Source organism: Paenibacillus sp. 276b, assembly GCF_900107875.1.
Classification (GTDB): Bacteria; Bacillota; Bacilli; order Paenibacillales; family Paenibacillaceae; genus Paenibacillus; species Paenibacillus marchantiae.
Window position 1 is genome coordinate 1,256,573 of sequence record NZ_FNRR01000001.1, and the last position, 25,309, is coordinate 1,281,881.

The window sequence follows — 25,309 nt, forward strand, 5'->3', positions numbered from 1 at the left end:
ATACTTAGTCTTAAATCCTGAAATCACTATAGAGGAGAAATCATATGAATCTGTTTCATATACAATCTACATTGCAAGAGGTCGACTGGACCGCGTCGTTCCTGGAGAATAACTTTATCGGCATTGGTTGGCCGGCGACAGGAGATTTGGAGCACGAGTCTACAGAAGAATGGAAAGCGCAACTAGTTCAACGCTACAGGATAGGAAAGGCGGAACTTCGTGATGTCCTGGACACGCTCCATACTTTTGTCTACGTCATGCAGGATGGGGATTATGTCTTGATAAATGATGATCAATGGGCATATGTTGGGGATTTGGGCGATTATTTTTACGATGATTCAAACGGAACCGGAGAGGAATACATATGTCATCGACGAGGTGTTACCTGGCTGGGACGTATTCCCTTAGCAGAGTTAAGTGACAAAGTACTTGCACTTGTAAGTCATTATTCAATCATTGCGAAATTCGAACATCCAATTTCTCAGGCTCAACTGGAACCTTGGGTTTCGATCACCTCTGAAACCACTGAAGGAGATAATGATTCTTCAGTTAGAGTAGATGAAGGTACTATTCAAGAAGCGCTCAATGTTCTAAAAAAGGCATTGCATAGCGAAGAAGAAGATCTGCGAATCCGTGCAGCGGCGGCAATTTTACAATACGCCAAATCCTAGGGGCTTTCTCACTTTGATTTCTTTATTATCGGCTTTCTAGTAAGGGATAAGAGGTGGGACAAAGGACATATGTATATGAGTTAAATAATAGTTAGTGTTGACCAGACGCCAAATGGTGTCATAATATTTAAGCGACACTACATGGGTTCGAATGAAATTAACTGCTTTCTCTTGGCAATCATATGTAAGAGAAGAATTATTTTAGAAAACACAATAATATGACTAGCATGATGAAGGATGGTCCCTGATGACAATTAATAAAACAAATCCCAAGGTGGATGAATATTTAAACAAAGCAAAGAAGTGGAAAGAAGAATCGGAGAAGCTAAGAGAGATCGTTCTATCCTGTGGCCTTACAGAAGACTATAAATGGATGCATCCTTGTTACACGTTGGAGAATAAAAACATCGTTATCATTCATGGATTTAAGGAGTATTGTGCGCTTCTTTTCCATAAAGGAGCCTTGTTAAAGGATAAGCAAGGTATTCTAATCCAACAAACAGAAAATGTACAAGCTGCTCGCCAGATCCGGTTCACCAATCTTCAACAAATCGTTGACATGGAAACTATCCTGAAAGAGTACATTCTTGAAGCCATTGAGGTTGAAAAGGCCGGATTGAAAGTGGAACTCAAAAAAAATACAGAATATGATGTTCCAGAAGAGTTTCAAACTAAACTGGATGAAAATCCTGCTTTGAAAACGGCATTTGAAGCATTGACGCCTGGACGTCAACGGGCATACCTTTTTTATTTTTCGCAACCAAAGCAATCCAAAACACGCGTGTCAAGGGTTGAGAAATCTACACAGCAAATTCTGGATGGTAAAGGGTTAAATGATTAAACCGTTAATGTACCGGGGAAGCAGTTTGTTTTGAAAATCATTTTTATGCGTCGAAACACCCGCCTTAGTGGGTGTTTTTTTGTTTTGTCTTTTGTCGAATATGAAAGCATCTTGTCAAATGCACTATTGCATGGTATCGTTGATAACGATTATCAATATCACTTGAAGAAGGTGGGTTTATTTTGCTGAAACGAAGAAACTCGATATGGCTTTTGTCTGCTCTCATTATATTGCTTGTACTGAGTGCATGCGGTCAGGCCGCAACGACAAGCAATACAACGGAGACAACAACAACCGGTGCTGCAGACACTGAATCATCAACCGACTCAACTTCTGCGTCTGGTGCCGCTACCACAACAGGTGCCGAGGGAGAGACCGTTACATATCAGTCAGATGCAGGTGAAGTACAAGTACCTGTAGATCCGAAGCGGATCATCGATCTGACGGCATTTTCAACAGGGTACTTTGTTGCACTTGATGCTCCAGTCGTCGGTGCAACGTCAGGCGCCATAAACAACAAGTACATCAAGGATCAGCTCAAAAGTGAGGGGGCAACAGATCTGGGAGAGCAGCCCACAGCCGAGCAACTGATCAGCCTAAAGCCTGATCTGATCATCGCATACACCAGTATGGAGGGTCTCGACAAGTTGTCGCAGATTGCACCAGTGGTACAGTTACAATATGGTAAGCGCAATTTCAAGGACCTCATGTTGGAGATGGGTAAACTAACCAATAGAGAAGCCCAGGCAAAAGACTGGATTTCGCAATGGGAAGCGAAGATCAATGAGCTCAAGCCAAAAGTACTTGCCGCTGTGGGAGATCGTACAGTTTCCATTTTGAATCCATACGCCAAAGGATTATTTGTATTTGGGCATAATTACGGTCGTGGTGGTGAAATACTCTATGACGAATTTGGCCTGAAGGCACCAAAAAGGGCTCAGACAGAGGCAATTGACAGTGGCACAGGCTGGGCCTCAATCTCGATGGAAGTGTTACCGGAATATGCAGGCGACATCATTTTCACCAGCCCGTGGTCAGGAGATACAACCGATCCGAAGATTGTTTATGATAATACGGTGTGGAAAAACCTAACTGCGGTCAAAGAGGGCCATGTGTTCCAGCTTGATCCGACCTCCGATACATACAACGACCCTGTATCGCTTGAAGGTCAGCTGAAGTTTATTTCGGACAGACTACTTTCAGTGAAGTAGTCCTTGAGTAATATATATTTTTTCAACCCTTTGGCGAATCTGGCCCAAAGGGTTTTTCAATTTCATTTTCATGATAATATGAGATGAAGTATGCGAAATAAATCTGGGTTAGGAGAAGATAATATGGACGTTTTTGCAGAATATCTAGCACGAATTGATAACCTAGGACATCGGGACCGTACGGAAGAAGTTTTAGAATGGATTATCAAGAAGTACCCCAATTTAGTACCTAAAATAGCGTGGAATCAGCCCATGTTTACCGATCATGGCACATTTATTATTGGATTTAGTGTATCCAAACATCATTTGGCTGTGGCGCCTGAGAAGGCAGGGATTAATCATTTTTCCGATGAAATTGTGAAGGCCGGTTATGAGCACACCAAGGAGTTGGTGCGTATCCGGTGGGATGGACCGGTTGATTTTTCATTACTGGAACGAATGATTGATTTCAACATTACGGAAAAAGCAGACTGTTCAACCTTTTGGCGGAAATAGGCATGATCGATAGCCTACAACAAAAGACCTCGCTCTCACTTACGTCGGTGAGCGGGGTCTTTGTAATGGGTTATTCAGCAATTGGTTTGCACATTGCACCAAAATAATCTATGACTACGCTGCGAAACGCGATAGCTGCTTTCGATATATATCTGTTTTTATGCGACAATAAAGCAATTTCCCGCACAAGGTTCTGATCCTCGATTCGGAGATATACAATGCGTTCCTGCGGGTTTCTTGCTGTATTGGGTATAAAGGCAATCCCAATCTCCGCCTCCACAAGTGCAGTTAATCTTGCAGGCTCATCTCCTTCATAAACATACTTCGGTACGAATCCGACGGATTGGCATTTGGAGTCCACCAGATCACGAATACCATATCCTTTTGTCACCCCCACAAACCACTCATCCTTAAGCTCCTCTAATGTGATGCTGCTTCGATCCGCATATCGATGACCGAGAGGCACAGCTACTACAATTGGGTCCTGGAACAGCATCTGACATTCGATATCATCTCCTTGGATTGGAGGGGAAGACAGGCAAAAATCAATTTCGCCTCGGTGGAGAAGCGTGCACATGTCTTCCAACGTAACCATTTGTACATGAAACTGAACATTCGGCTTATTTTTTTCGGAATTCCCGCAAGATTCCTGGTAATGTGCTTGCTGTAGTAACTGCCAATTGAAGTGTACCGTGATCCGGGTTGGAGAGATCAGCAATTTCCTGTTTTCCCTGTTCCAATTCGAATAAGGCTTTTTCGGTCCGTCGAAGGAATGTTCTTCCGAATTCGTTTAACCGCAGTTTTCTGCCCAATCGATCAAATAACGGTGCACCCAAGTCATCCTCCAAACGTTGTATCGTCTTGCTCAGTGAGGATTGAGTGACATGCAGCTTACCCGCAGCTTCTGTAACATGTTCACATCGGGCTAACGTTAGAAAATAGCGTAGCTGAAGAAGTTCCATTTTGCACCACTCTCTTATTCCTTTTAGTTCATCAAATCATAACATAAAATGCGTTGGAATAAATAAAGGGATTCCATTAAGATGACAACAGAAGAAGGAGGGATATACATAATGAATGCTCGAAATATATGGTTAATGATATCTGTGGGCTTGGGAATCATGCTGAATCCGCTCAATTCCTCCATGATATCTATAGCAATTGCAAGATTACAACAGGAGTTTATACTTGATGTTACGACCGTGTCATGGATTATTTTTTCCTTTTACATTGCAAGTGCTGTGGCTCAACCGGTCATGGGCAAGTGCAGTGATCTGTTCGGCCTTAGAAAGATATTCCTTATCGGTCTGGTTGTTGTCTCTGGTTCCTCCATGTTAGCTCCGTTATCTCCGGACTTTTCTTGGCTTATCGTATTCCGGATCATTCAATCTGTTGGCACAAGCATGATGGTAGCCGTCGGAATGGCGATTGTAAGAATCCACGTTACTGAGAAGCAGGCTGCTGCCCTGTCTATCCTTGCGATGTTCCTGTCCGGTGCAGCCGCGATAGGCCCTTTTATTGGCGGTGTATTGATCCATTGGTGGGATTGGCAAAGTATTTTTCTAGTGAATATTCCATTGGTGATCGCAAGCTTTATATTCGCCTGGAAAACCATTCCCAAAGAAACGACCCTCAAAACCAACCATGGTGACATGTCCATGAAGAAATGGTTCCTGCTGATTGATGCGCCAGGCATACTCTTGTTCACAGTCGCATTGGTGACTCTGCTAATGAGCGTGCTTTCCGTTAAATCAACCGGACATCTTTTAACTTGGCACCTTATGGCAGGGGGGATCGGTTTGCTTGCATTAGCAAGTTTTATACGACATGAATTGAAAACAGCCTCCCCTTTTATTCCGCTGAAAGTATTTGCCAAATATCCTGAAATGACCTGGGTTAATGTACAATTTATGCTGGTTAACACTCTGTTTTACGCTCTGTTTTTTGGTGTGCCATCTTATTTACAGCAGGTACGCCATCTGAACGAAGTTCATACAGGACTAATGATGCTAACCCTCGGTTTATGTTCACTCATCAGTTCTCCTTTTGCCGGACGCTGGATTGACAAATCAGGTACACGGCCAGCTTTGATCGTTTCAGCGGTGTTAATGACGTTCGGGTCCATCTTGATTGTGGCATTGGATAAGACTTCACCAGTGGTGAATGTCATCTTGCCCTTAGCTGTATTTGGTATAAGTAATGGGCTCAACAGTGTTGGTATGCAGGCGGCTTTGTTTAAGAGCACACCCAAAGATATGATCGGTGTCGCTTCAGGTATTTTTAATACATCGAGATATCTGGGGACCATTTTGTCATCGTTGTTGATTGGAATTGTCATGGGAGACACATTCAGTTTTATAGGATTTCAAATGCTCGGAATCATCCTGACGGTATTAGCTGCATCTTTAATCATGATGACCTTACGACGCCAGAAATCATCGGCAACGCAGACGTTATAGTGTCGAATCTCATAATTCACATCATTACGTAGTCATATATTGCTTTCGAAATTGAAGCGGAGACAATCCGATATAGCGTGCTCATTTAATACAAACAGCTTCTTTTTTTAAACGAAATTTAAGATACGCATTAATCCAGTGTAAGGTTGATCTTCTATACTTGCCTCTGAGCTTCAAAAATCATTCGAGGGAGAGATTTATATCAATCATTCACGTTCATACACATCAAATCGAATCAGAATAACAGCCATCAGCGCACTCGCTATGATTCTGACCGCATGCCCAATCATAAGTACGGGTAGTGCTGCCGCTAATGCAGCTCCTGTATCTGCTATTTCACAGGCCACAAAAGATATTCAGGCTCAAGTGCCTATCCAATATCAAATTCAAGCACGGCTGGATGAGAAGAAGATGACCATAGAGGGGAGTGAATCCATTACTTACCGAAATACAAGTAAAGATACATTGAAGCAACTGGTTTTTCATACTTATGCTGATGCCAACCTTTCGGAATCGACGCAGACGACCATGTTTAAACATTCCAATGAAGAGATTAGCAAAAATAACCTTGATAAGAAACCGGAAGACTTTCTTGGAGGAATTGATATTGAGAAGGTGACGACCGGCGGAAAAACCCTTGATTTCGGTAATAAAGACCAAGCTATGTCGGTGAAATTAGAGCAAGCCCTTCAGCCTGGTGAATCCGTGTCGGTTCAAGTCCATTTTAATCTGAAGATTCCCTATGGCTCACAGCGGTTATCGTATTACAAAGATATTATCAATGGGGCTCATTGGTTCCCTGTAATGTCAGTCTATGATGAGGCCAAGCATGAATGGGATAGCAAACCTTATAGTAAAACATTTGAAACGGATTATTATACTTCCGCGGATTATGAAGTTCAGTTCAATGTTCCCGATCAATATCAGGTAGTTATGCCTGGTACGATAACTACACGGGATGATGCAGAGACTGGACGCAAAGTGGTATCCACCGTAGCCGAGAATACGAGGGAGTTTGCTTTCTTTGCCAGCCCAAACTTCAAAGTGGACAGCGTAACCCGGAATGGCCTCACCGTAGAGTATTATTATTTTGACAACCAGCCAGGTAAGAAAAAAATCGTTGATGGGTATGTTGATCAAGCATTCAAAGCCATTGATTTTTTCAGTGATAAATACGGTAAATATCCTTATCCTGAATTTCGGATTGTTGAATCATATGTAGAAGGTGTAGCTATCGAGTATTCAAGGCTTATCCAAATGGGGCAAATCGGAATAAATTCTGCTCCAGAACAGGACACCGTATTTGTGCATGAAATCGCGCACCAGTGGTTTCATGCGTTAATCGGGAATAACTCGGAGACAGAGTCTTTCCTGGACGAAGGATTTGCAGATTTCTCCAAAGTGTATTTTTCTGAGAAGCAGGGGGATACGATGAATGGGTTCAAGTCCATCCAATTTGACGATTCCACTGTGGATAAGGCCATTGCTTCAACTAATGACGAGGTGGGAGATTGGGCAAGCCCAGTTTATTACGATAAAGGCCGTCAAGCGATATATCAATTGTACCGTTCCGTCGGGGAAGAGAAATTCGATGCCTTTATGAAAGAGTATTTTAAACGCTATGTGTACCAAAACGCTACGATTGACGGACTTCTGCAAACGATAGAAGATGTACTGGGGAAAGAGGCGCGAGATGATATGAAGACGGCTTTATATGAGCCTAATTTTATGCTGAAGCCCGAATATCAACTGTCGAACGAGGAGAAAACGGCATATCTGCATGATCAGTTTCAATCGTTGTATGAAACAGCATTAACTCAGGTTCCGAATTTACCTTTTGAAACGATGAGCCGTGTGATGGATAAAGCTCTTCAAGGTGAGCCATTAGCCATTGTGCTCAGTGATCAGGTGAGCAAGGCAGCGAACAAACAGCAGGAAGCCATGGTGAACCAACTGACAACTCTTTTGGATTTAAGCGGAGTGAAGTATGACCTGATTCGGGACCGGCAGGAATTGAAGCAAAAAATGAAAAAGGAACTGGCTACCAGCAACCTGATTGTACTTGGCAACGCCAAATCAAATGGTTTTGTACAAGCATTAAAATCCAGCATTATAGACCGTGCTACCCATATCGGGTTTAAATGGAAAACGACTATGAACCAACCGTCTGCTGCTGGAGCCTATGTGATCAAACACCCTTATAATCAAAATCGTTTGATGCTGCACTACTTCTGGAATGAAGATCATCTGAGCAGCGGGAGTCTTGAACCATTTATGATGAAGATGCAGCAATCCATTGGATTCAGCAGCGCTTATTATCAGTACTATATATTGGACAAGACGGGCAAGGTAACCCTGGATAAAAAAGTGGAAAATCCACTTTCAAAATTATTCGCTGAGGAATAACCCGAAGTGTTCATTCTTATAAAGAAAGATTAAATACCTTGGCAATTGTCATCGGAAGATCATCATTTTGTCTGTTATAGAGTCGCCTATATGGCGACTTTTTTTATTTAAGTTCAATTTAGGTTTTTAAAAGTAGTCCTGAAGGGTAAATATAACGTGGATCTTTAAATGGATGTCAAATAAAACGTTGCGGAGGAAAGTGAAGAATGTTAGGGAAAGCATTGATTGTTAATATACTGCAAATAATAACAATATAATGTGCAAAGACACCTAAAAATGTACGACAGTAACATCAATGACAAGAAAATGATTAGGATTCGGAGAACACCGAGATGAGGAGGACATATGAAAACAACCAAGGTCTCATTTTTTGTACTATCACTAATTCTGCTCCTAGTGGCGGGGTTATCCGGATGGTCGGGGGATGCCAATGCAAACTCCAATTCAGGTAAAACCTATGTGATCGGTACGGACATCACATTTGCACCGTTTGAATATCAAGATGAAAACGGGGATTATGTAGGCATCGATATGGATTTGCTGGATGCGATCGCCAAAGACCAGAACTTTAATTATCAAATCAAAGCCCTGGGATTTAATGCGGCTGTGCAAGCTCTTGAGTCCAATCAGGTGGATGGCGTCATTGCCGGGATGAGTATCACGGATGAACGCAAACAAAAGTTTGATTTTTCAGAGCCGTATTATCAATCAGGCGTCGTAATGGGTGTTAGCATAAATAACGATACCGTAAAAAGCTACGAAGATCTCCGCGGTAAAAAGGTCGCTGTGAAAACAGGCACAGAAGGGTACACCTTTGCTGAATCCATCGCCTCAAAATATGGTTTTACCATTGTTCCATTCGATGATTCTTCGCAAATGTATGATGATGTGAAAACTGGAAACTCGGTTGCATGTTTTGAAGATGAACCTGTCCTAAAATTTGGGATAAAACAGAATAACGGTTTGAAAACCGTTACCGATAGAGAAGACGGAGCTTCCTATGGATTTGCGGTAAGCAAGGGGAAGAATCAAGAACTCCTAAAGATGTTTAATGAAGGATTAGTGAATATCAAGGCTAATGGTGAATTTAAGCGCATTACCGAGGAATATGTTGGCGAGAATGCCACTGTCGCAAACCAGGGTCGTTGGGAATTAGTTCAGAAATCTCTACCTGTGCTGTTCAAAGGTATGGGGAAAACACTCTTGTATACGATTATTTCGCTGTTTTTCGCCTTTATCATCGGCTTGATTTTTGCTTTTATGAAAGTGGGTCAAAATAAGTTCTTTCGTGTTGTTGCTACCGTATTTGTGGATATTTTCCGCGGGATACCGTTGATCGTCCTAGCATTCTTTATTTATTTCGGGATTCCTCAGGCCATGGGCTTCACCATGCCACTGTTCCTTGCCGCTATTCTGACTCTAAGTTTGAATGCAGGGGCTTACGTGACCGAAATTATTCGCGGGGGTATTCAATCGATTGATCGTGGACAGATGGAAGCAGCCCGTTCATTGGGACTTCCTTATCGCAAAGCCATGATAAAAATCGTAATCCCTCAGGCCATACGGGTTATGATTCCTTCATTTATTAATCAGATGGTTATAACATTGAAAGATACGTCGATCTTGTCCGTCATTGGCTTGGTGGAGTTGACGCAATCCGGTAAGATTGTCATCGCAAGAACATTCGCCTCTTTCGATATTTGGTTGACCGTTGCGATTATGTACCTGATTGTTATCATCACATTGACTAAAATTGCTGACTACCTGGAGGTGAGGGTTCGTCGTGGGTAAAATTAACGTTGAAGGATTAAAGAAAAGTTTTGGCACGAATCATGTGTTGAAGGGCATCGATATATCGGTCAACGAAGGTGAAGTTGTCTGTGTCATTGGACCTTCAGGTTCAGGTAAAAGTACGTTTTTGCGCTGCATTAACCAGTTAGATGAGATCACAGCTGGACGGGTTATCGTAGATGATCGGGATCTAAATGATCCCAAAACGAACATTAACAAAGCTCGCGAGAACATAGGTATGGTATTTCAGCATTTTAACCTGTTTCCTCATTTCAGCGTGCTCAAAAATATCATGTTTGCACCCAGAGAACTTGGGATTTTAAAAGAACAGGAAGCACGTGATACGGCACTTCGTTTACTTGATCGGGTTGGTTTGTCGGATAAAGCAGACAGCTATCCCAACCAACTTTCGGGCGGACAAAAACAACGCGTAGCGATCGCCCGTGCGCTTGCCATGAATCCGGACGTAATGTTATTCGATGAACCAACTTCGGCACTCGACCCCGAGATGGTAGGCGAAGTCCTTGGTGTAATGAAGGATCTTGCGAGCGAAGGTATGACGATGATCATCGTGACCCATGAAATGGGGTTTGCCCGTGAAGTTGCGGATCGGGTTGTCTTCATGGACGGTGGATATGTTGTAGAACAGGGCACGCCTGATGAAATATTCGGAAATCCAAAAAATGAACGAACGATCAGCTTCCTGGAGAAAGTACTCTAAAACCATACCAAAAAGCCTTCAAGGCTTCGTTCTTGAAGGTTTTTTGGTATGTTGTAATTACCTGGTTCTACACCCGGACCTCTCATATCACTCATCCAAATTGAAATTCTTCAACGAATAAGTAGTCATTTGCATGTTATTGGCGTAGTCAATTTGAAAAATACAGGAATAAATCACGTTTAATACGTAGTCAAAGGCAATTTGTGATGAAAATGTACCGATCTTTGCATGTTTTGTTTCGTCATTCGGCACCTGGATACAGATCGTGCTCATTTTGGCCAACTCACTTTGATGATTCGCGGTAATCGTAATAAATGGAATTTTTTCACGCGAGAAATGTTGGGCTGCCTTTAGGAAAATGGGCGATTTTTCATGATAGGTCAAAAAAATGGCGCAATCCTGTGGGGTAAGATTTATGGTGTGGTAGGCCCATTCAGATAGCTCTGTTGTGATCACGACGTATTTATTGATTTTAATCAATTTATTCTGAAAGCTCTTCGCGCGAATCTGAGAATCCCCCAACGCATAGATGAAGATTCGTTTCGCCTGATCGAGCAAATGGGCTGCTTCTGTTAGAGAGGCTTCATCCATAAAAGCAAAGTTTTTCTCAATCGTTTCTTTCATTAGTTCAGCTATATCTTTTGCCACCTGGAGTGAAGATTCACCGAGAGCGAACGGATAATTGGGATCGATATTGGAGATGTTCTGAGCATCTTGTTGAAACTCTCGAGCAAGCTTAATGCTGAACTCCTTAAACCCCGAAAGTCCAAGCTTATGAGTCAATCGATTGATGGCAGAATGTGACGTGTATGTAGCTTTGGCAAGCTCTTGAATATTCAAGTGAAGCATTAGCTCCTTATGAGTCAGAATATAAGAAGCAATGCTTTTTTCATTTGGTGTAAAGTTGTTCATGTCTGTTAATTGGGTCAATATTTTCAACAGGTTCACCCCGGATTCATTGAAATAACGTTGATGTAGAGCGTCCAGTAAACATTTTGTTTAAAGAGAGGGCATCCGAAATACGAATTATTGGTCAAATGTACCGTAATTTCTTCAAAGCTCCTCCGGAGGATTTTCTTCTTCTATAATAAATGAAAAAGAGCCTAAGGGGGAATTCATATGTTAACCATCGGTTATATTGGCAATGGCAAAAGTACAAATCGTTATCATCTTCCTTTTTCATTGAATCGGGATCATTTGAAAGTAAAAACGATATACGCCCGTCATCCGGAGAAAACAGAGTGGGAGAAGGCTCCTGGTGTTCTGTATACAGATGATCTTGCAGCTTTAATGAATGACGATGACATTCAGTTGGTCGTGGTCTGTACACATACCGAATCCCATTATGAGTATGCAAAGAGGGCACTTGATCACGGAAAACATGTACTTGTTGAAAAACCTTTTATGCTGACCAAAGAAGAAGCCGAATCCATTTTCCAATACGCCAAAGAAAAAAATCTCTTGATTCAATGTTATCAGAACCGACGATATGACTCGGATTTTCTGACGACCAAGAAAGTGATTGAATCAGGAAAGCTTGGCGATTTGCTGGAAGTGGAGATGCATTACGATTATTATCGACCGGAGATTCCGAATGCTACCACCCATTTTTCCAAATACAAAAGTTATTTATACGGGCACGGTGTTCACACCATTGATCAGGTATTATCCTATTTCGGGCAACCGGACAAGATACATTACGATGTTCGTCAATTGCTGGGTCCTGGCAGAATGAATGATTATTTCGATCTAGACTTTTATTATTCTTCGCTGAAAGTATCAGTCAAATCCAGCTTTTTCCGCTTAAAGCCACGCCCGAGTTTTGTAGTATACGGCAAAAAGGGGGTATTCGTAAAACAAACTGAGGATCGTCAAGAGGAACATCTGAAGTTATTTTACCTTCCCAAAGGACATCCCGATTTTGGTAAGGATATGCCTCAGCACTATGGCGTACTGACGTATCTGGATGAAGAAGGAATCTATCATGAAGAAAAAGTAACTTCTGAACAAGGCGATTATGCAAGAGTGTACGACGATATCTATGAAGCCATCAACCATGGCAAAGAAAAAGTGATTCAAGACCAAGAAACGATCGCGGTTATGGAAATATTAGAAAAAGGTATGGAGGAGTGTAACTAATATGAAACTCGGAATTGTCGGAACTGGAATGATTGTAAAGGATCTATTGAGCTTTATTCATGAAATTCCAGCGATTACCTTGGAGGCCATATGTTCCAGACCTAGTCATCTGGATAAATTGCTGACTCTGCAAGAGCAGTATGGAATTGCTCGAATACATTTAGAATATAGCGAAATGATTACGAATGATGAAGTGGATACGATCTATATCGGGCTTCCGAATCATCTTCATTATGCATATGCCAAAGAAGCGTTATTGGGCGGCAAACATGTTATCTGTGAGAAGCCGTTCACTTCCAACCTGCAAGAATTTCTTGAACTTAAAGAGATTGCACGGCAAAAACAGCTAGTGTTGGTCGAAGCCATCACAAACCAATATTTGAAGAACTATTTGTCTATGAAGGAGAATCTGCGTAAACTGGGTGACATCAAAATTGTGGAGTGTAACTATTCCCAATATTCATCCCGCTATGAGGCTTTTCAGGCTGGAGAAGTGCTGCCAGCATTTAATCCGGAAATGTCTGGTGGAGCCTTGATGGATATTAATTTGTATAATATTCATCTGGTCGTAGGGCTTTTCGGAAGCCCGAAGAAGGTGGAATACTGGGCCAACGTGGAACGCGGAATTGACACTTCAGGCATGTTGCTTTTGGACTACGGTGAGTTCAAGTGTGTTTGCATAGGCTCCAAAGACAGCACAGCCCCCAATGCAATGAACATCCAAGGGAATAAAGGATATATCCATATGACGAGCTCGGCCAACAAATGTGAATCCTTTGATCTTGCGCTTCATAAGGAAACGCCGATTCGGGTAGATATTAAGGATCATCCTCATCGCATGTATGACGAGTTTGTTGAATTCGAGCGTATGATTCGTGAACAAGATCTGGAGAAAGTCACAGCTATGCTTGAGCATAGCGAGAAGGTGATGGAGGTTATTGAACAAGCCAAACAATCTGCCAATCTTGTATTTGGACCTGATCGATAATATATTTTGAAATTTCAGAATGATTGTATTGTAACTTTTTGTGCACTTCCCAAGATGACTGTGTTAAAATGCGGTGAAAGATATAAGAATTCATGTGTCAGTGAACCAATAACAGTCTTCTTGGGGAGTATTTAATGATAACGATTAAAGACGTAGCAAAGTTAGCGGGTGTCGCGAGTTCAACCGTGTCCTATGTACTCAACGGCAAAAAACATGTAAGTGAGCACACAAGACAGAAAGTACTTGCAGCAGCAAGTGAGCTTAATTACATCAAGCATGGAGCCGCATCCGAATTAAAGCGAAAAAACACACAAACGATTGGTGTTATTGTTCATGATATGTCCGTCCCCTATTTTTCAGACTTGGTGAGTGGGATTGAATCCAGCGCCATAAGTCAGGGATACGACTTGATCGTATGCAGCTCTTTAGGCGGAGAGCGATCGACAGCTGCACGCTTTATCAGGGAGAGAAGGCTGGACGGCGTGATTGTAATCGCTGAAAATATTGAAGATGAGTTGTTGTTGCAGGCTGCCGAAACGGGATTTCCTATTGTAGTGATGGACCGGGAACTCCATAGTGAGCATATTGTAAATGTTCTGATGGATGATGAGCAAGGTGGTTATATGGCAACCCGTTTTCTTCTGGATAAAGGTCACCGCGCAATAGCCTATATTAGCGGGCCTTTAAGTTCGGATTGTAATCTGATGCGATATCAGGGTTATCTGAGAGCTATGCATGAAGCAGGGGTGGAAGAGAATGAGAATTGGAGACTTGGCGGCCAATTTCTGAAAACAGGTGGCTACAACGCAGCCAAGTTGCTAATGGAGGGAGAGCTTCCAACGGCAGTCTTTTTTGCGAATGATGAAATGGCCATTGGAGGCTTAGAGGCTTTTAAAGAACATCAGGTCTCCATACCCGAAGATCTATCCATTATTGGATTTGACAACATACATGTATCCGAATACTTAAATCCACCTCTTACGACTTTTCGACAACCCAAAACAGACGCAGGCTCCTTTGCTGGACATGTACTCATTCAAATGTTAAAAGGAGAGGCTGTTGAGTCTACTTACAGGATCAATATACAGTGTGTCGAACGTGACTCTGTTTCGCAGATGATCCTTTCTGAACGATGAGTGCACATACATTTTCAATGAACAGCCCTAATCACGGGGCTGTTTTTCTTTTTGTAGAAACCATCCATCACATTCGCCATATCTGACACTTGTCTTAAAGTCACAATGTTGACAAGAGGAGAACTCTCCGTTTAATATTTAATAGAGGTTAAGTGGAGAACTCTCCTCTTATCCTTTAAGTACGCCATTTTAGATAATGGTTCAAATTGTTCGCTTCATAATAACAATCTGAGAGGATGGATTGAAGATGGTATTGATGAAGAATAAAGTAGTCATTGTTACAGGTGCAGGAACCGGCCTTGGTAAAGCTGTGGCGATAAAACTGGCTGAAGAGGGAGCACAAGTTGTTTTAGTTGGACGTCGAAAAGAAAAATTGCAGGACGTGGCACAGATCATAAAAAACTCAGGAGGCCAATCTTTGATCATTCCTGCGGATATAACGGATCAGGATGACGTTCAGCGCCTCCGTGACCAAGTGCTGGAGCAGACAGGACGGATAGACGTATTGATCAACAACGCGCAGGGGGTACAGGTGCGCACATCCCCATTCATGATATGACATTGGAAACATGGGATGATAACATCCGCCTCAATTTATATAGTCCATTTTTAGTGACCAAAACATTTCTTCCAATCATGAGAGCTCAGCAGTATGGACGCATTGTATCCATTACTTCCATAATGGCCAATCTGAACTATCCGGGATTCGGGGCATATTCAGCTGCCAAAGCCGGGCTGGAGGCATTAATGAGAACGATAGCAATTGAGGAAGCAAAACATGGAATATTGGTTAATATGTTCGATCCGGGCAATTTGAGAACTGAACAAAATCCAAGGGGTGAGAAGGAACCGGATTCAGTTGTTGATAAAATTGTTAATCTCGCTTCCTTGACGGAAAACGGCTCCAGTGGAGAAGTTGTTAGAGCACTAACGTAGGTTAGAGAGCCCAAAATGCATTGAATTCCGTTTCCTGTTATTCTATTATTAAAAGCTAAAAAGGCGGGACTATTCATGTCCATGAGAAACGGGAAGATAATCAAAGCACCACAAGGACTGGAACGTGCACCAGACAAACAAGGAAGCTTAAAGCAGAATGGGTTATCCGTCATTCAATTCTGTTTACACACACAAGGGACAACAGGCTCGTATTTTCTGAAAGATCATATGTTGTTGTTCGTTATATCAGGCATCTACACGGTTCGATTCATGGATCAGGAGTACACTGTACGCAGTAATGAAATGGTGTTTCTTCACAAATCAATTCGCATTGATTACATAAAGTCGGGTGAACAAGGATCGGAGTTCATACTGGACTATATGATGTTTTTCCTGAACGAAAATATGCTTGCGGAGTTTATTCAGTTTTCTGGCTTCAAACCGACGGATACCGTGAATGAAATCATGCCGGTGTCCATTATTCCGGTCAATGAACTCACTCGCTCTTATATAGCGTCATTGAAACCCTATTTCGAAAATCCGGATGAGGTAAAAGACGGTCTGATCCGCCTCAAATTCATGGAACTCCTGTTTCATCTGGCGCAGGCCAACGATCATTTCTTACACCAACTTCTGCTACCGAATCATGATAAAAACAGTAACTTCGGCAAAATAATGGAGGAGAATATCACCAATCCCATCTCCATAAGTGATCTGGCTTATTTGTCCGGCAAAAGCCTGTCTACCTTCAAAAGGGATTTTCAGGCCCTCTACCACACTTCACCCTTGAAATGGATTCGTAATCAGAGGCTGGATAAAGCCAAGAAACTGTTGGCCGAGACGTCTCTGTCCGTTACCGATGTCTGTTTCTCAACAGGTTTCGAAAACGTTGCTCATTTTTCCAAAGTGTTTAAGCTTCAGGTCGGGCTTCCGCCCTCGGAGTTTAGACAGCAATGCAAACGAAGCGAGGGAAAAACAACATAAAGCCAGCTTAATCGGTCCATACTTTAAGCATAAGTGACTATGTACCACTGTTGAGTAAAGCGCTTCGCGATAAAATATCGTGAAACGCTTTTTTTCATTATTTGAGACAAATGAGCTAAATAAACAAATCCAATGAGCTTAGCAGCAAAGAAATGCATCTATTTTCTTGTTATTGTTGTCTCATGCGTTACAACGTTGTCTCAACCTAAATGTCTGAGGAGGATTAACCAATGGAATATGTGAAATTAGGAAATACAGGCATGGAAGTATCTCGACTTTGTCTTGGCTGCATGGGATTTGGTGAACCAGGGCATGGATTTCATCAATGGGTGCTGGATGAAGAGAATAGTCGTCCCGTCATTCAGAAAGCCTTGGAGTTAGGTATTAATTTCTTTGATACAGCAAATGTATATGCAGGCGGAACAAGTGAGGAAATCCTCGGTCGGGCTCTCAAGGACTACGCTAATCGAGATGAAATTGTCCTTGCAACAAAAGTCTTTTCCCGCATGCATGATGGTCCGAATGGCGCCGGACTTTCTCGAAAGGCAATTATGAGTGAGATCGACAAGAGCCTCAAGAGGCTGGGAACGGACTATGTGGATTTGTATCAAATTCACCGCTGGGACAACCATACCCCTATTGAAGAGACCATGGAAGCATTACATGATGTGGTGAAGGCAGGGAAGGCAAGATATATTGGTGCATCTGCCATGTCAGCGTGGCAATTCCAAAAGGCTTTGTATGTTGCCGAGAGAAATGGATGGACCCGCTTTGTATCGATGCAGAACCACTATAACCTGATCTACCGTGAAGAGGAAAGGGAAATGATGCCTCTTTGTCAGGAAGAGAAAATCGGAGTAATTCCTTACAGCCCACTTGCTTCTGGCCGGTTGACCAGGGATTGGCAGGAAACAACACAACGTTCCGAGACGGATCAGGTTCAAAAGGCCAAATACGATGCGACAGCCAGCACCGATCAATTGGTGGTAGAGCGGGTTGCAGAAATCGCCGAAAAACGCGGCGTTCCCCGTGTACAAATCGCTCTTGCCTGGTTGCTGCACAAGAATCCGGTTACGGCTCCGATAATTGGCGCTACGAAGACATCCCATCTCGAAAATGCAGCTGAAGCTCTGTCGATTGCATTAACATCAGAAGAAATGGCGCGCTTGGAAGAGCCGTATGTACCTCATCCGGTATATGGACTTAATGTTGGATTTAAGTAATGTAAGAAGAAGAACCAATCCGGAAAGCGGATTGGTTTTTTTGAGCAGAACAACAGAGAAAACAGACTAATTCTTTCTTTGTTGTTTGATCTCATTACTCGAATTCCGAAAACCCTTAGGCGTTTGGTTTTGATGTTTTTTGAAAGACTGAATGAAGTTATTTACATGGTTAAAACCAACCCTATGAGCTATTTCAGTTACTGTATAATCGGTTGAAATTAATAACTCCATGCTCTTTTTGATCCGGTACTTAATTAAGTAATCATACGGTGTCATATGAATGGTCTTCTTAAAACTCCGTGTGCACTCCGAGATGCTCAGATGTGCTGTATCAGCAATTTCTTGCAGGGTAATATTCGTTGAATACTGCTGATGGATAAAGCTGAGCATGAGTTGAAGGCGCTCTTGCTGAAGTTTTACATATTTGGGCGCCTCCTCGGAGGAAAGCGTAATATTATGAATCAAAATTAACCACAATTGTACGGTTTTGATGGAAACCTCATATTCCCATCCCCATTTTTTTTTCATATCAAATCTCTTTTTCATATCCCATAACATATCTAGCACAATCTGTTGCCATTCTACATCGCCCTTGATTACTAGCGAAACCAGGGCAGAGTCCGTATAAGGTAATACATAATTTTTCTCCATGGCACTATCCGCGTAGAAGGCTAATAGCTTTTCAGGGAAATTAAAGCTCACATATTGTCCGTTGTGGGTCAGATGCGTCGTAACATGCAGAACTCCCTTATTAATTAGGATAGCTTGACCAGCCAATAGCTCATGATCAACACCGTTTACCTGTATAACTAACCTTCCTTGAGTAACCAATGTAATCTGTAGCTCTTCATGCCAATGCAGGTCATTAAATCCCCTACCTTCAGGAATAATTTTCTCGGAATTAGCCGTGTACATAATATATGGAAATGAAGCATCAGGAAAAAGAATCGTCTCGTGAAGCTGCTTTGACATTTAAATGTGTCCTTTCGAATGATGATATTTATATATAATATAGCGATATTATTACACAATTAAAACATTAACGATGATATTATTATATCCAATCTTTGTTTTATCACTATAATCCTGTGCACAGAATTTGGATAGAACATGTTGAAGGAGCAAGTTTAGAAATGAATAAATCGTTGTATCCGCCTCATCCGTACATGCTGCTATTTATCAGCATTTTGTCCATCTCAATCTCTTCCATATTGATAAAGTCCTCAGAGACGCCAACCTCTGTAGCTGGGATGTACAGATTGTTCATAACCGTAATACTAATGCTTCCTTTTGTACCTTGGAAAAGTCTTCGAAACCTTAAGATGAACAAAAATGATTGGAGTGTTGTGTTGTTAGCCGGACTCTTTCTCGGGTTACATTTCTTATTTTGGATGGAGTCATTGGTGCATACCTCTGTTGCAAGTTCCATGGTCATTTTATCGTTGCAGCCCTTATTTGTAATGGTCGGGTCATACTTCATCTTCAAGGAACGAGCAAACATGGTTACCATCCTATGCATGGTCACTGCTCTTGCAGGATCAGTCATTATCGCATGGGGCGACATCGGGGTGTCAAGAGAGGCACTGATCGGAGATGGATTATCTTTATTAGGTACAATCGCGGTTTCGGCATATATGCTTGCTGGACAAAAAGTAAGTCATAAAATCAATGCAAATGTGTACAGCGTTATTGTTTTCTTCCTTGCGGGAAGTGTCTTGCTTATCTACAGTCTATTCAATCATATCTCCCTGACCGGATATAACACTTCAGATTGGATGTATTTCTTGTTGCTTGCCATAATTCCAACCATCTTTGGACAATTACTAGTTAATCTATTATTGAAATCTTTAGGCGCAACGACTTTATCTGTGGGTATTATTGGAGAGCCTGTTCTTGCCATCATACTCGCCTTTGTATTTCTGGGAGAGACCATCTCTCTGTTTCAGTTTATAGGCGGGATGATGACTGTACTCGGCATGGGGGGATATTTTTGGGCAAAATCCTGGCGATACACCGTTTCTGAAGTTCGAACTTGACGTGAATTTACACAACTACAACTATAAGACAAGTAGAAGAGGAGAATATATATGGCTACCATTGATGATTTTTTGAAACTGGATATTCGCGTCGGAACCGTTACAAAAGCTGAGTTTTTTGCAGAAGCGAAAGTGCCGGCGATCAAACTTGAGATTGATTTTGGACAAGACATTGGAATAAAAAATTCTAGTGCACAAATTACTAAAAGATATGCAGCCGAGGAACTGATCGGGAAACAAATCATAGGGGTAGTCAACTTTCCACCGCGCCGGATAGCCGGGTTTAAATCAGAAGTATTGGTTCTGGGAGGAATACCCGATAAAGGGGATGTCGTTCTGTTAAAACCAGATATCAAACTGCCCGATGGAACTCCGATTGGATAATAGCTCGTTTTGTCATATTGGCGTAACAGACAACGGGTAAGATGGCTATCGAGGTGATTGACTTTGAAGAAAATATCAACCAAATCGAGTTGGCCTATCGGAAAAAATGTTTTACTCTCAGCGGCCATTTTGATTGCACTAGCTGGATGCAGTTCTAATTCAGCTTCTCCAAAGCCATTGGAGATTTCAGGGATGAACAGCAGTCAGGAGGAGAAGGAGGCCGTTCCTTCGGAGAAAATGAGCTATTGGAATGCACAGCGAAAAGGGACTAATTTTATGAACTCCACATCCCTCCCTGACAACTATGAAGCAGCCAAGGAACAGGGCATAGAGTTTGTACGGCTTGCGCCCGATAAGTGGAGTAAGGATCGAGATTTTTTGTTTAACGACAAGCCAGATGCCAATATTAACGCAGATTTTTTGATAGGCAGCTCGGATAAGTACGAAGGTATCGTGGAAGAAGATTTTGCCCGACTCAAAGCGGATCTGGACGCCGCGGAAGCTAAAGGGATGAAAGTGATTATTACGGTGCTTAGCTTACCAGGAGATCGTTGGCGGCAGTTCAACGGGGCCAAAAATGATGATCGGATCTGGAATGATACTGAATATCACAAGCAGGCCGCTCAGTTTTGGAAGGATCTTGCACAACGATTGAAGAATCATCCTGCCGTCATCGGCTATAACCTGATTAATGAGCCTCATCCGGAAACGGGTACGGGTTTTCATGACTTCTGGACGCAGGATTATTCAGAGTGGTATGCCAAAGTGGAACATACCGCAGCTGATCTGAATTCACTCTATGACACGATAACCAAAGAGATCAGGACGGTAGACCAGACAACTCCCATTATTCTGGATTCAGGGCTCTACGCAACACCTTGGGCTTTTACGTATCTGAAACCGATTGATGATCCTAATGTGCTGTATGCTTTTCATATGTATGAGCCTTATGAGATGACAAGCCAGAACAAGAAAAAAGGATTTACGTATTCTTATCCGGGGAGCGTAAAGGTTGGAGATGATAAGACGGAAAAAGAGTTTAACCGTCAGACTCTGAAACAATTTGTCGAGCCTGTCGCCAAGTGGGCTTCTGATCATAACATACCTGCGAACCGGATTATAGCTTCGGAATTCGGAACGAACCGAATGGTTCAAGGTGCAGATCGATACATGGCGGATCTGATATCTATCTTTAATGAATACGGATGGCATTGGGCTTTCTATGCATTTCGTGAAGATACATGGGATGGGATGGACTATGAATTAGGCAGTGAGAAGCCCAACTGGAAGTATTGGGATGCCATTGAAAAAGGAGAGCAGCCAGCACGCGGTAAGGCAGACAATCCGATTTGGAATGAGATCAAGGAAAGCCTGACGAAGTGAAATGGAGAAAGATCACCATTGCAATATTGCTTGTTCTATTAGGAATCGGCTGTTATGCAAGGGAGATTGAACCTAAAGCTCTGGCAGTAACTCGCCTGGATATCGTCAATGAATTTGTGCCAATATCAATGAATGGAATTCAAATTGTGCAATTCTCTGACACCCACTTGGGTCTCGATTATTCGGTGGATCAACTTCAATCTTTAGTTGATCGTATGAATCGTCTGAAGCCAGATATCGTGGTGTTCACTGGAGATTTAATGGATCATTACACACGCTTTGGCTCGGAAAATAGAAAGAAAGCACAGCCAGTGTTAGCGAAAATAAATGCCCCTCTCGGAAAATATGCGGTTTACGGAAATCACGACAGGGGAGGCGGCGGCAGCCAAAAGTATAAGCAATACATGGAGGACGCGGGATTTACCGTATTGGTCAATGAGGTGCATACGATCCGTACCGCCACAGGGGATAAAATAAACATAGCCGGACTCGATGATTTTTTGCTTGGAAAGCCGCAAGTTAAGCGTACGCTGCAATCGCTCCGTAAAGAGGATTTCAACCTGCTACTCGTTCATGAACCGGATGTTGCGGATCAATTGAGCGCATATCCGATTGACCTGCAGCTGTCCGGCCATAGCCATGGTGGGCAAGTCAGAATTCCTTTGATCAAACCGCTTATTACAACTGCATTAGCTCACAAATATGTCGCAGGACTATACTCTTTGCAAGGCAAAAGCAAGCCGCTAAAGCTATATGTCAACCGAGGAATCGGAACCACCCGAATGCCTCTGCGCTTCTTCGCAAAACCGGAGTTAACCGTGATTCGTTTGACTGCCGCTGTAAGCTGATGTTAACTAAGTAAAGCTACCACTCACGGCAGATGCAACCTAGAATGCAGAACAGCCTCCGAAAAATTATTCGGGGGCTGTTCTTGATTTGAAGTTCATTCTGATGATGAATTCTGGAATAACTAGCAGCAAAGCAATAGAGCCATAAATACTTACAGTGTAGCTTGTAACATAAGCCAACCCGAATCCCTGATGAAAAAGGGAAGTGATGAGGTGAATCAACATGTTCGTGAAGCAAAAGGCATAACTTCGAATCATCCAGTTCCGATGTTGGATTATGCGTTTCTGTTTAATCTGAATGAGAGCGGTAATCGTAATGAATAGCCAGATGATATTAAGCGCATTGAAACCGATACTGCTTATTTTCCCTCCAGTAGCGTAAGGGGCCATATAACCGGAAGTCAGTACAACAAGCGCTACGGACACAATGTAAACATAACCATTTATACGGTGGAACCTACGGCTCTTTTCAAAAATCCGATTAGAGAAGTTGAGTAATCCAGACGCCATGGCCAAACATGCAAAAGCAACATGAACGTACATGACATTCAGCCAGATCGGAAGATGAAGCTCACGCTTCGAACCGGTTTTATGGCTTAAAAAGCTTGAAGCTTCTGGGTCTATCCAATAGTTCTTCACTAGAGCATACACAATAAAGAAAATACTGACGCAGGCCAGCCATCCGTATAACGTTCCTCGTTTCTTCATATCAAACAACAACCCCCGAAACTCTTTTTTGTGCACATAGCTAACCAGGCTAGTTTATTCGTTTTCCTGTTAATTTGGAAGCAGGAAGAAGGCCAGCCTTAGCGATTCCATTCATTTGATCTCCATCCACGGCAACTTCGAATTTCAGATTCAAACGCATGGGTTTAGTAATTGACAGGCTCCAGGTCAACTTGTTGTCGCAGAGTACAGGGTTCATAAATGGGATTGTTTCGTTACCTTGTGTTGCTGTGCCCTGGATCACATCAGAAATTGTCTTTATGTAGAGTTTGACCTCCAGTTTACCGACAGGTGTAGCGATTGTTGTGTCCCAATTCCCATCAAAGACGGTTGTCTGAGTGTTCTCATTAAGCAGTATGCCAGAGGTCACTACCGTTTGATTCATTACCATGTTCGGTTCGTTGTCCGTCAACGACTTGTGAGTGGTGGGCGAAATGCCCTTTGCTCTCCAAACGGTTCCTCTACGCTCATACTCAAACAACTGCTCTATCTCGTGTGCGATACGTGGTCCCAGTTCACGTTCGACCAGATACAACGCAACATCAAGCCCCGAGGTCACACCGCCGCCAGTAACCAGATTACCATCATCCACTACGCGTGCCGGGACAGGAATTGCCCCAGTCGCACCAAGTAAATCCATACCCAAACGATGTGTTACAGCAGATCTTCCTTCCAGGAGTCCTCCCATAGCTAACAAGAGGGAACCACCGCAGACTGTAGCGACTAAGATGTCTTTGTGGTCGAGAGCTGTCTTGATCATTGTAGTCAATTCCGTATTCATGGCTTTACCAAGAATGGCAGGAATCGAGTCTGGACCATCTCCTTCAACATTACCGGCTGCACCAGGCACAAGGATGATACCCCCACGTTCCGGGTCAAGAGTGTTGTTCGCTTCAATTGTCAAACCATTCATACCACTAGTCACTGGTCTTGGACCTTCAGCCGTGACCATCTCTACTCTTACGGCGTTGTCGGTATGCATGGAAGCGGCGCAAAATACTTCGTAAGGTGCAACGGCATCCAATAGGTCGAAGCCATCAAATAACACGATTTGAACAGTTAACATTTCATCCATCCCCTTATCTTTAAGTCGTCCGTACTCACAGTTAGAATCGTAACAAACGAATATCTCAAAGGAAGTCCTAAAAAGGTCACAAAACGATAAACAAATCATCACAGAATTTAGTCTCGACTTGGTAAAGGAAGAAAAAATGATAAACTAGATGGCAGAGGTGGGATAAGCATGAGTATGTATCATACGATACTTGTTGTAGATGATGATCAGAGCATCGTCGAGCTATTAAGGGACTTTCTAGAGAATGACCAATTTCACGTAAAGACTGCTTGTGATACGGAACAAGCTTGGGCCATACTGCAACAGCATTCCATAGATTGCATTGTACTGGACATTATGATGCCGGGACAAAACGGATTTGAGCTATGCCGTAGAATTCGAGGGGACAGCAATGTTCCAATCCTTTTCTTGAGTGCTCGCAGTGATGATGTGGACAAGATCCGTGGCCTTACGCTCGGAGGAGATGATTATATCGTCAAAACGGCTTCGCCTGGGGAAATTGTTGCCAGAGTGAAAGCCGTGTTACGGCGCACTACTTCCAGGCAACCCATGGAAAGGAAGATCTTGGATTATGGACGCATCCAGTTAAATCTGACTGCAAGAGAAGTCCTGGTCGAAGGGGGAACAGTCGAGCTTACACCTAAAGAATATGAGTTGTTGCGATTATTTGCGGAGCACCCGAGGCAGGTTTTCTCCTACGAACAACTGCTTGCAAAGTTTTGGGAAGGTGTAGGCGACAGGCATACCATTCGGGTACATCTTAGCCGGCTTCGCGAAAAAATTGAATCCGATCCAAACCATCCACAATTCCTCATCAACGTGTGGGGAGTAGGATACCGTTTTGAGGGAGTGTAAC

General features: G+C 42.7%; 24 protein-coding genes and 1 pseudogene. 20 read left to right on the forward strand and 5 right to left on the reverse strand.

All coding sequences use genetic code 11. The features are described from left to right. Positions 1–44 precede the first annotated feature (44 nt). The 4 genes from BLV50_RS05415 to BLV50_RS05430 all read left to right on the forward strand — a co-directional run bounded on the left by BLV50_RS05415 (position 45) and on the right by BLV50_RS05430 (position 3,218). Entirely contained in the window at positions 45–671 is a 627-nt protein-coding gene (locus BLV50_RS05415) for a hypothetical protein (protein WP_063565002.1), read from the forward strand. Positions 672–918: 247 nt separating this feature from the next. Continuing rightward, positions 919–1,512, forward strand: coding sequence for a YdeI/OmpD-associated family protein (locus BLV50_RS05420; protein WP_090806322.1), 594 nt, complete (start codon positions 919–921; stop codon positions 1,510–1,512). Positions 1,513–1,694: 182 nt separating this feature from the next. Next, positions 1,695–2,723, forward strand: coding sequence for an ABC transporter substrate-binding protein (locus BLV50_RS05425; protein WP_090806324.1), 1,029 nt, complete (start codon positions 1,695–1,697; stop codon positions 2,721–2,723). A gap of 123 nt (positions 2,724–2,846) precedes the next feature. Then, the gene (locus tag BLV50_RS05430; protein ID WP_063565000.1) at positions 2,847–3,218 is read left to right on the forward strand and encodes an iron chaperone; all 372 of its coding nucleotides are present in this window, start codon (positions 2,847–2,849) and stop codon (positions 3,216–3,218) included. A gap of 70 nt (positions 3,219–3,288) precedes the next feature. Here BLV50_RS05430 and BLV50_RS05435 read toward each other — a convergent pair. Beyond that, positions 3,289–4,180, reverse strand: a pseudogene (locus BLV50_RS05435) (LysR family transcriptional regulator). A 111-nt stretch (positions 4,181–4,291) separates the two neighbouring features. On the opposite strand from BLV50_RS05435, the gene BLV50_RS05440 reads away from it, so the two are divergent. The 4 genes from BLV50_RS05440 (at position 4,292) to BLV50_RS05455 (ending at position 10,595) form a co-directional block, all read left to right on the forward strand. After that, complete coding sequence (locus BLV50_RS05440) at positions 4,292–5,677, forward strand: MFS transporter (RefSeq protein ID WP_090806326.1); 1,386 nt, start codon at positions 4,292–4,294, stop codon at positions 5,675–5,677. Between the two features lie 264 nt (positions 5,678–5,941). Continuing rightward, on the forward strand, positions 5,942–8,083 hold the full coding sequence (locus BLV50_RS05445) for a M1 family metallopeptidase (RefSeq protein WP_090806328.1): 2,142 nt from the start codon (positions 5,942–5,944) through the stop codon (positions 8,081–8,083). A 345-nt stretch (positions 8,084–8,428) separates the two neighbouring features. Continuing rightward, the gene (locus BLV50_RS05450) at positions 8,429–9,874 is read left to right on the forward strand and encodes an amino acid ABC transporter substrate-binding protein/permease (RefSeq protein ID WP_090806330.1); all 1,446 of its coding nucleotides are present in this window, start codon (positions 8,429–8,431) and stop codon (positions 9,872–9,874) included. Further along, entirely contained in the window at positions 9,867–10,595 is a 729-nt protein-coding gene (locus tag BLV50_RS05455; protein ID WP_072732861.1) for an amino acid ABC transporter ATP-binding protein, read from the forward strand. The genes BLV50_RS05450 and BLV50_RS05455 overlap by 8 nt, the downstream gene beginning before the upstream one ends. Positions 10,596–10,682: 87 nt before the next feature. Here the strand turns inward: BLV50_RS05455 and BLV50_RS05460 are convergent, their stop codons facing one another. Further along, positions 10,683–11,534, reverse strand: a complete 852-nt coding sequence (locus BLV50_RS05460; protein WP_072732862.1) for a MurR/RpiR family transcriptional regulator — start codon at positions 11,532–11,534, stop codon at positions 10,683–10,685. Positions 11,535–11,714: 180 nt separating this feature from the next. On the opposite strand from BLV50_RS05460, the gene BLV50_RS05465 reads away from it, so the two are divergent. The 7 genes from BLV50_RS05465 to BLV50_RS05490 all read left to right on the forward strand — a co-directional run bounded on the left by BLV50_RS05465 (position 11,715) and on the right by BLV50_RS05490 (position 18,001). Next, positions 11,715–12,734: a Gfo/Idh/MocA family oxidoreductase gene (locus BLV50_RS05465; protein ID WP_090806332.1), complete on the forward strand. Its 1,020-nt coding sequence runs from the start codon at positions 11,715–11,717 to the stop codon at positions 12,732–12,734. Position 12,735: 1 nt separating this feature from the next. Then, positions 12,736–13,722 carry a Gfo/Idh/MocA family protein gene (locus tag BLV50_RS05470; RefSeq protein ID WP_090806333.1) on the forward strand — a complete coding sequence of 329 codons (987 nt, stop codon included), beginning with the start codon at positions 12,736–12,738 and terminating at the stop codon, positions 13,720–13,722. 134 nt (positions 13,723–13,856) lie between these two features. Further along, a complete protein-coding gene (locus tag BLV50_RS05475) occupies positions 13,857–14,858 on the forward strand; it encodes a LacI family DNA-binding transcriptional regulator (protein ID WP_063564991.1) in 1,002 nt (333 codons plus the stop codon). A gap of 256 nt (positions 14,859–15,114) precedes the next feature. Beyond that, complete coding sequence (locus tag BLV50_RS33300; RefSeq protein ID WP_256337858.1) at positions 15,115–15,417, forward strand: SDR family NAD(P)-dependent oxidoreductase; 303 nt, start codon at positions 15,115–15,117, stop codon at positions 15,415–15,417. Further along, the gene (locus BLV50_RS33305) at positions 15,414–15,794 is read left to right on the forward strand and encodes an SDR family NAD(P)-dependent oxidoreductase (protein ID WP_256337859.1); all 381 of its coding nucleotides are present in this window, start codon (positions 15,414–15,416) and stop codon (positions 15,792–15,794) included. Before BLV50_RS33300 ends, BLV50_RS33305 begins: the two co-directional genes overlap by 4 nt. Positions 15,795–15,869: 75 nt before the next feature. Further along, positions 15,870–16,778: an AraC family transcriptional regulator gene (locus BLV50_RS05485; protein WP_090806335.1), complete on the forward strand. Its 909-nt coding sequence runs from the start codon at positions 15,870–15,872 to the stop codon at positions 16,776–16,778. 230 nt (positions 16,779–17,008) lie between these two features. Next, positions 17,009–18,001, forward strand: coding sequence for an aldo/keto reductase (locus BLV50_RS05490; RefSeq protein ID WP_063564988.1), 993 nt, complete (start codon positions 17,009–17,011; stop codon positions 17,999–18,001). A gap of 66 nt (positions 18,002–18,067) precedes the next feature. Here BLV50_RS05490 and BLV50_RS05495 read toward each other — a convergent pair whose 3' ends face one another. Beyond that, positions 18,068–18,973 carry an AraC family transcriptional regulator gene (locus tag BLV50_RS05495; protein WP_063564987.1) on the reverse strand — a complete coding sequence of 302 codons (906 nt, stop codon included), beginning with the start codon at positions 18,971–18,973 and terminating at the stop codon, positions 18,068–18,070. A 242-nt stretch (positions 18,974–19,215) separates the two neighbouring features. On the opposite strand from BLV50_RS05495, the gene BLV50_RS05500 reads away from it, so the two are divergent. The 4 genes from BLV50_RS05500 (at position 19,216) to BLV50_RS05515 (ending at position 22,652) form a co-directional block, all read left to right on the forward strand. Beyond that, positions 19,216–20,037 (forward strand): DMT family transporter, encoded by an 822-nt coding sequence (locus BLV50_RS05500; RefSeq protein WP_256337927.1) that lies wholly within the window; start codon positions 19,216–19,218, stop codon positions 20,035–20,037. A 51-nt stretch (positions 20,038–20,088) separates the two neighbouring features. Continuing rightward, the gene (csaA, locus tag BLV50_RS05505; RefSeq protein WP_079696036.1) at positions 20,089–20,421 is read left to right on the forward strand and encodes a chaperone CsaA; all 333 of its coding nucleotides are present in this window, start codon (positions 20,089–20,091) and stop codon (positions 20,419–20,421) included. A 192-nt stretch (positions 20,422–20,613) separates the two neighbouring features. Further along, positions 20,614–21,804: a glycoside hydrolase family 5 protein gene (locus tag BLV50_RS05510; RefSeq protein ID WP_090806340.1), complete on the forward strand. Its 1,191-nt coding sequence runs from the start codon at positions 20,614–20,616 to the stop codon at positions 21,802–21,804. Continuing rightward, positions 21,801–22,652, forward strand: coding sequence for a metallophosphoesterase (locus tag BLV50_RS05515; RefSeq protein WP_090806342.1), 852 nt, complete (start codon positions 21,801–21,803; stop codon positions 22,650–22,652). Before BLV50_RS05510 ends, BLV50_RS05515 begins: the two co-directional genes overlap by 4 nt. A 66-nt stretch (positions 22,653–22,718) precedes the next feature. Here the strand turns inward: BLV50_RS05515 and BLV50_RS05520 are convergent, their stop codons facing one another. Together BLV50_RS05520 and BLV50_RS05525 are read right to left on the reverse strand one after the other, a co-directional pair. After that, positions 22,719–23,360, reverse strand: a complete 642-nt coding sequence (locus BLV50_RS05520) for a DUF2306 domain-containing protein (protein WP_090807498.1) — start codon at positions 23,358–23,360, stop codon at positions 22,719–22,721. 49 nt (positions 23,361–23,409) lie between these two features. After that, complete coding sequence (locus tag BLV50_RS05525) at positions 23,410–24,444, reverse strand: DJ-1/PfpI family protein (protein ID WP_090806344.1); 1,035 nt, start codon at positions 24,442–24,444, stop codon at positions 23,410–23,412. 177 nt (positions 24,445–24,621) lie between these two features. Here BLV50_RS05525 and BLV50_RS05530 point away from each other — a divergent pair, with 177 nt between their 5' ends. Continuing rightward, a complete protein-coding gene (locus tag BLV50_RS05530) occupies positions 24,622–25,308 on the forward strand; it encodes a response regulator transcription factor (protein ID WP_090806346.1) in 687 nt (228 codons plus the stop codon). Position 25,309 lies beyond the last annotated feature (1 nt).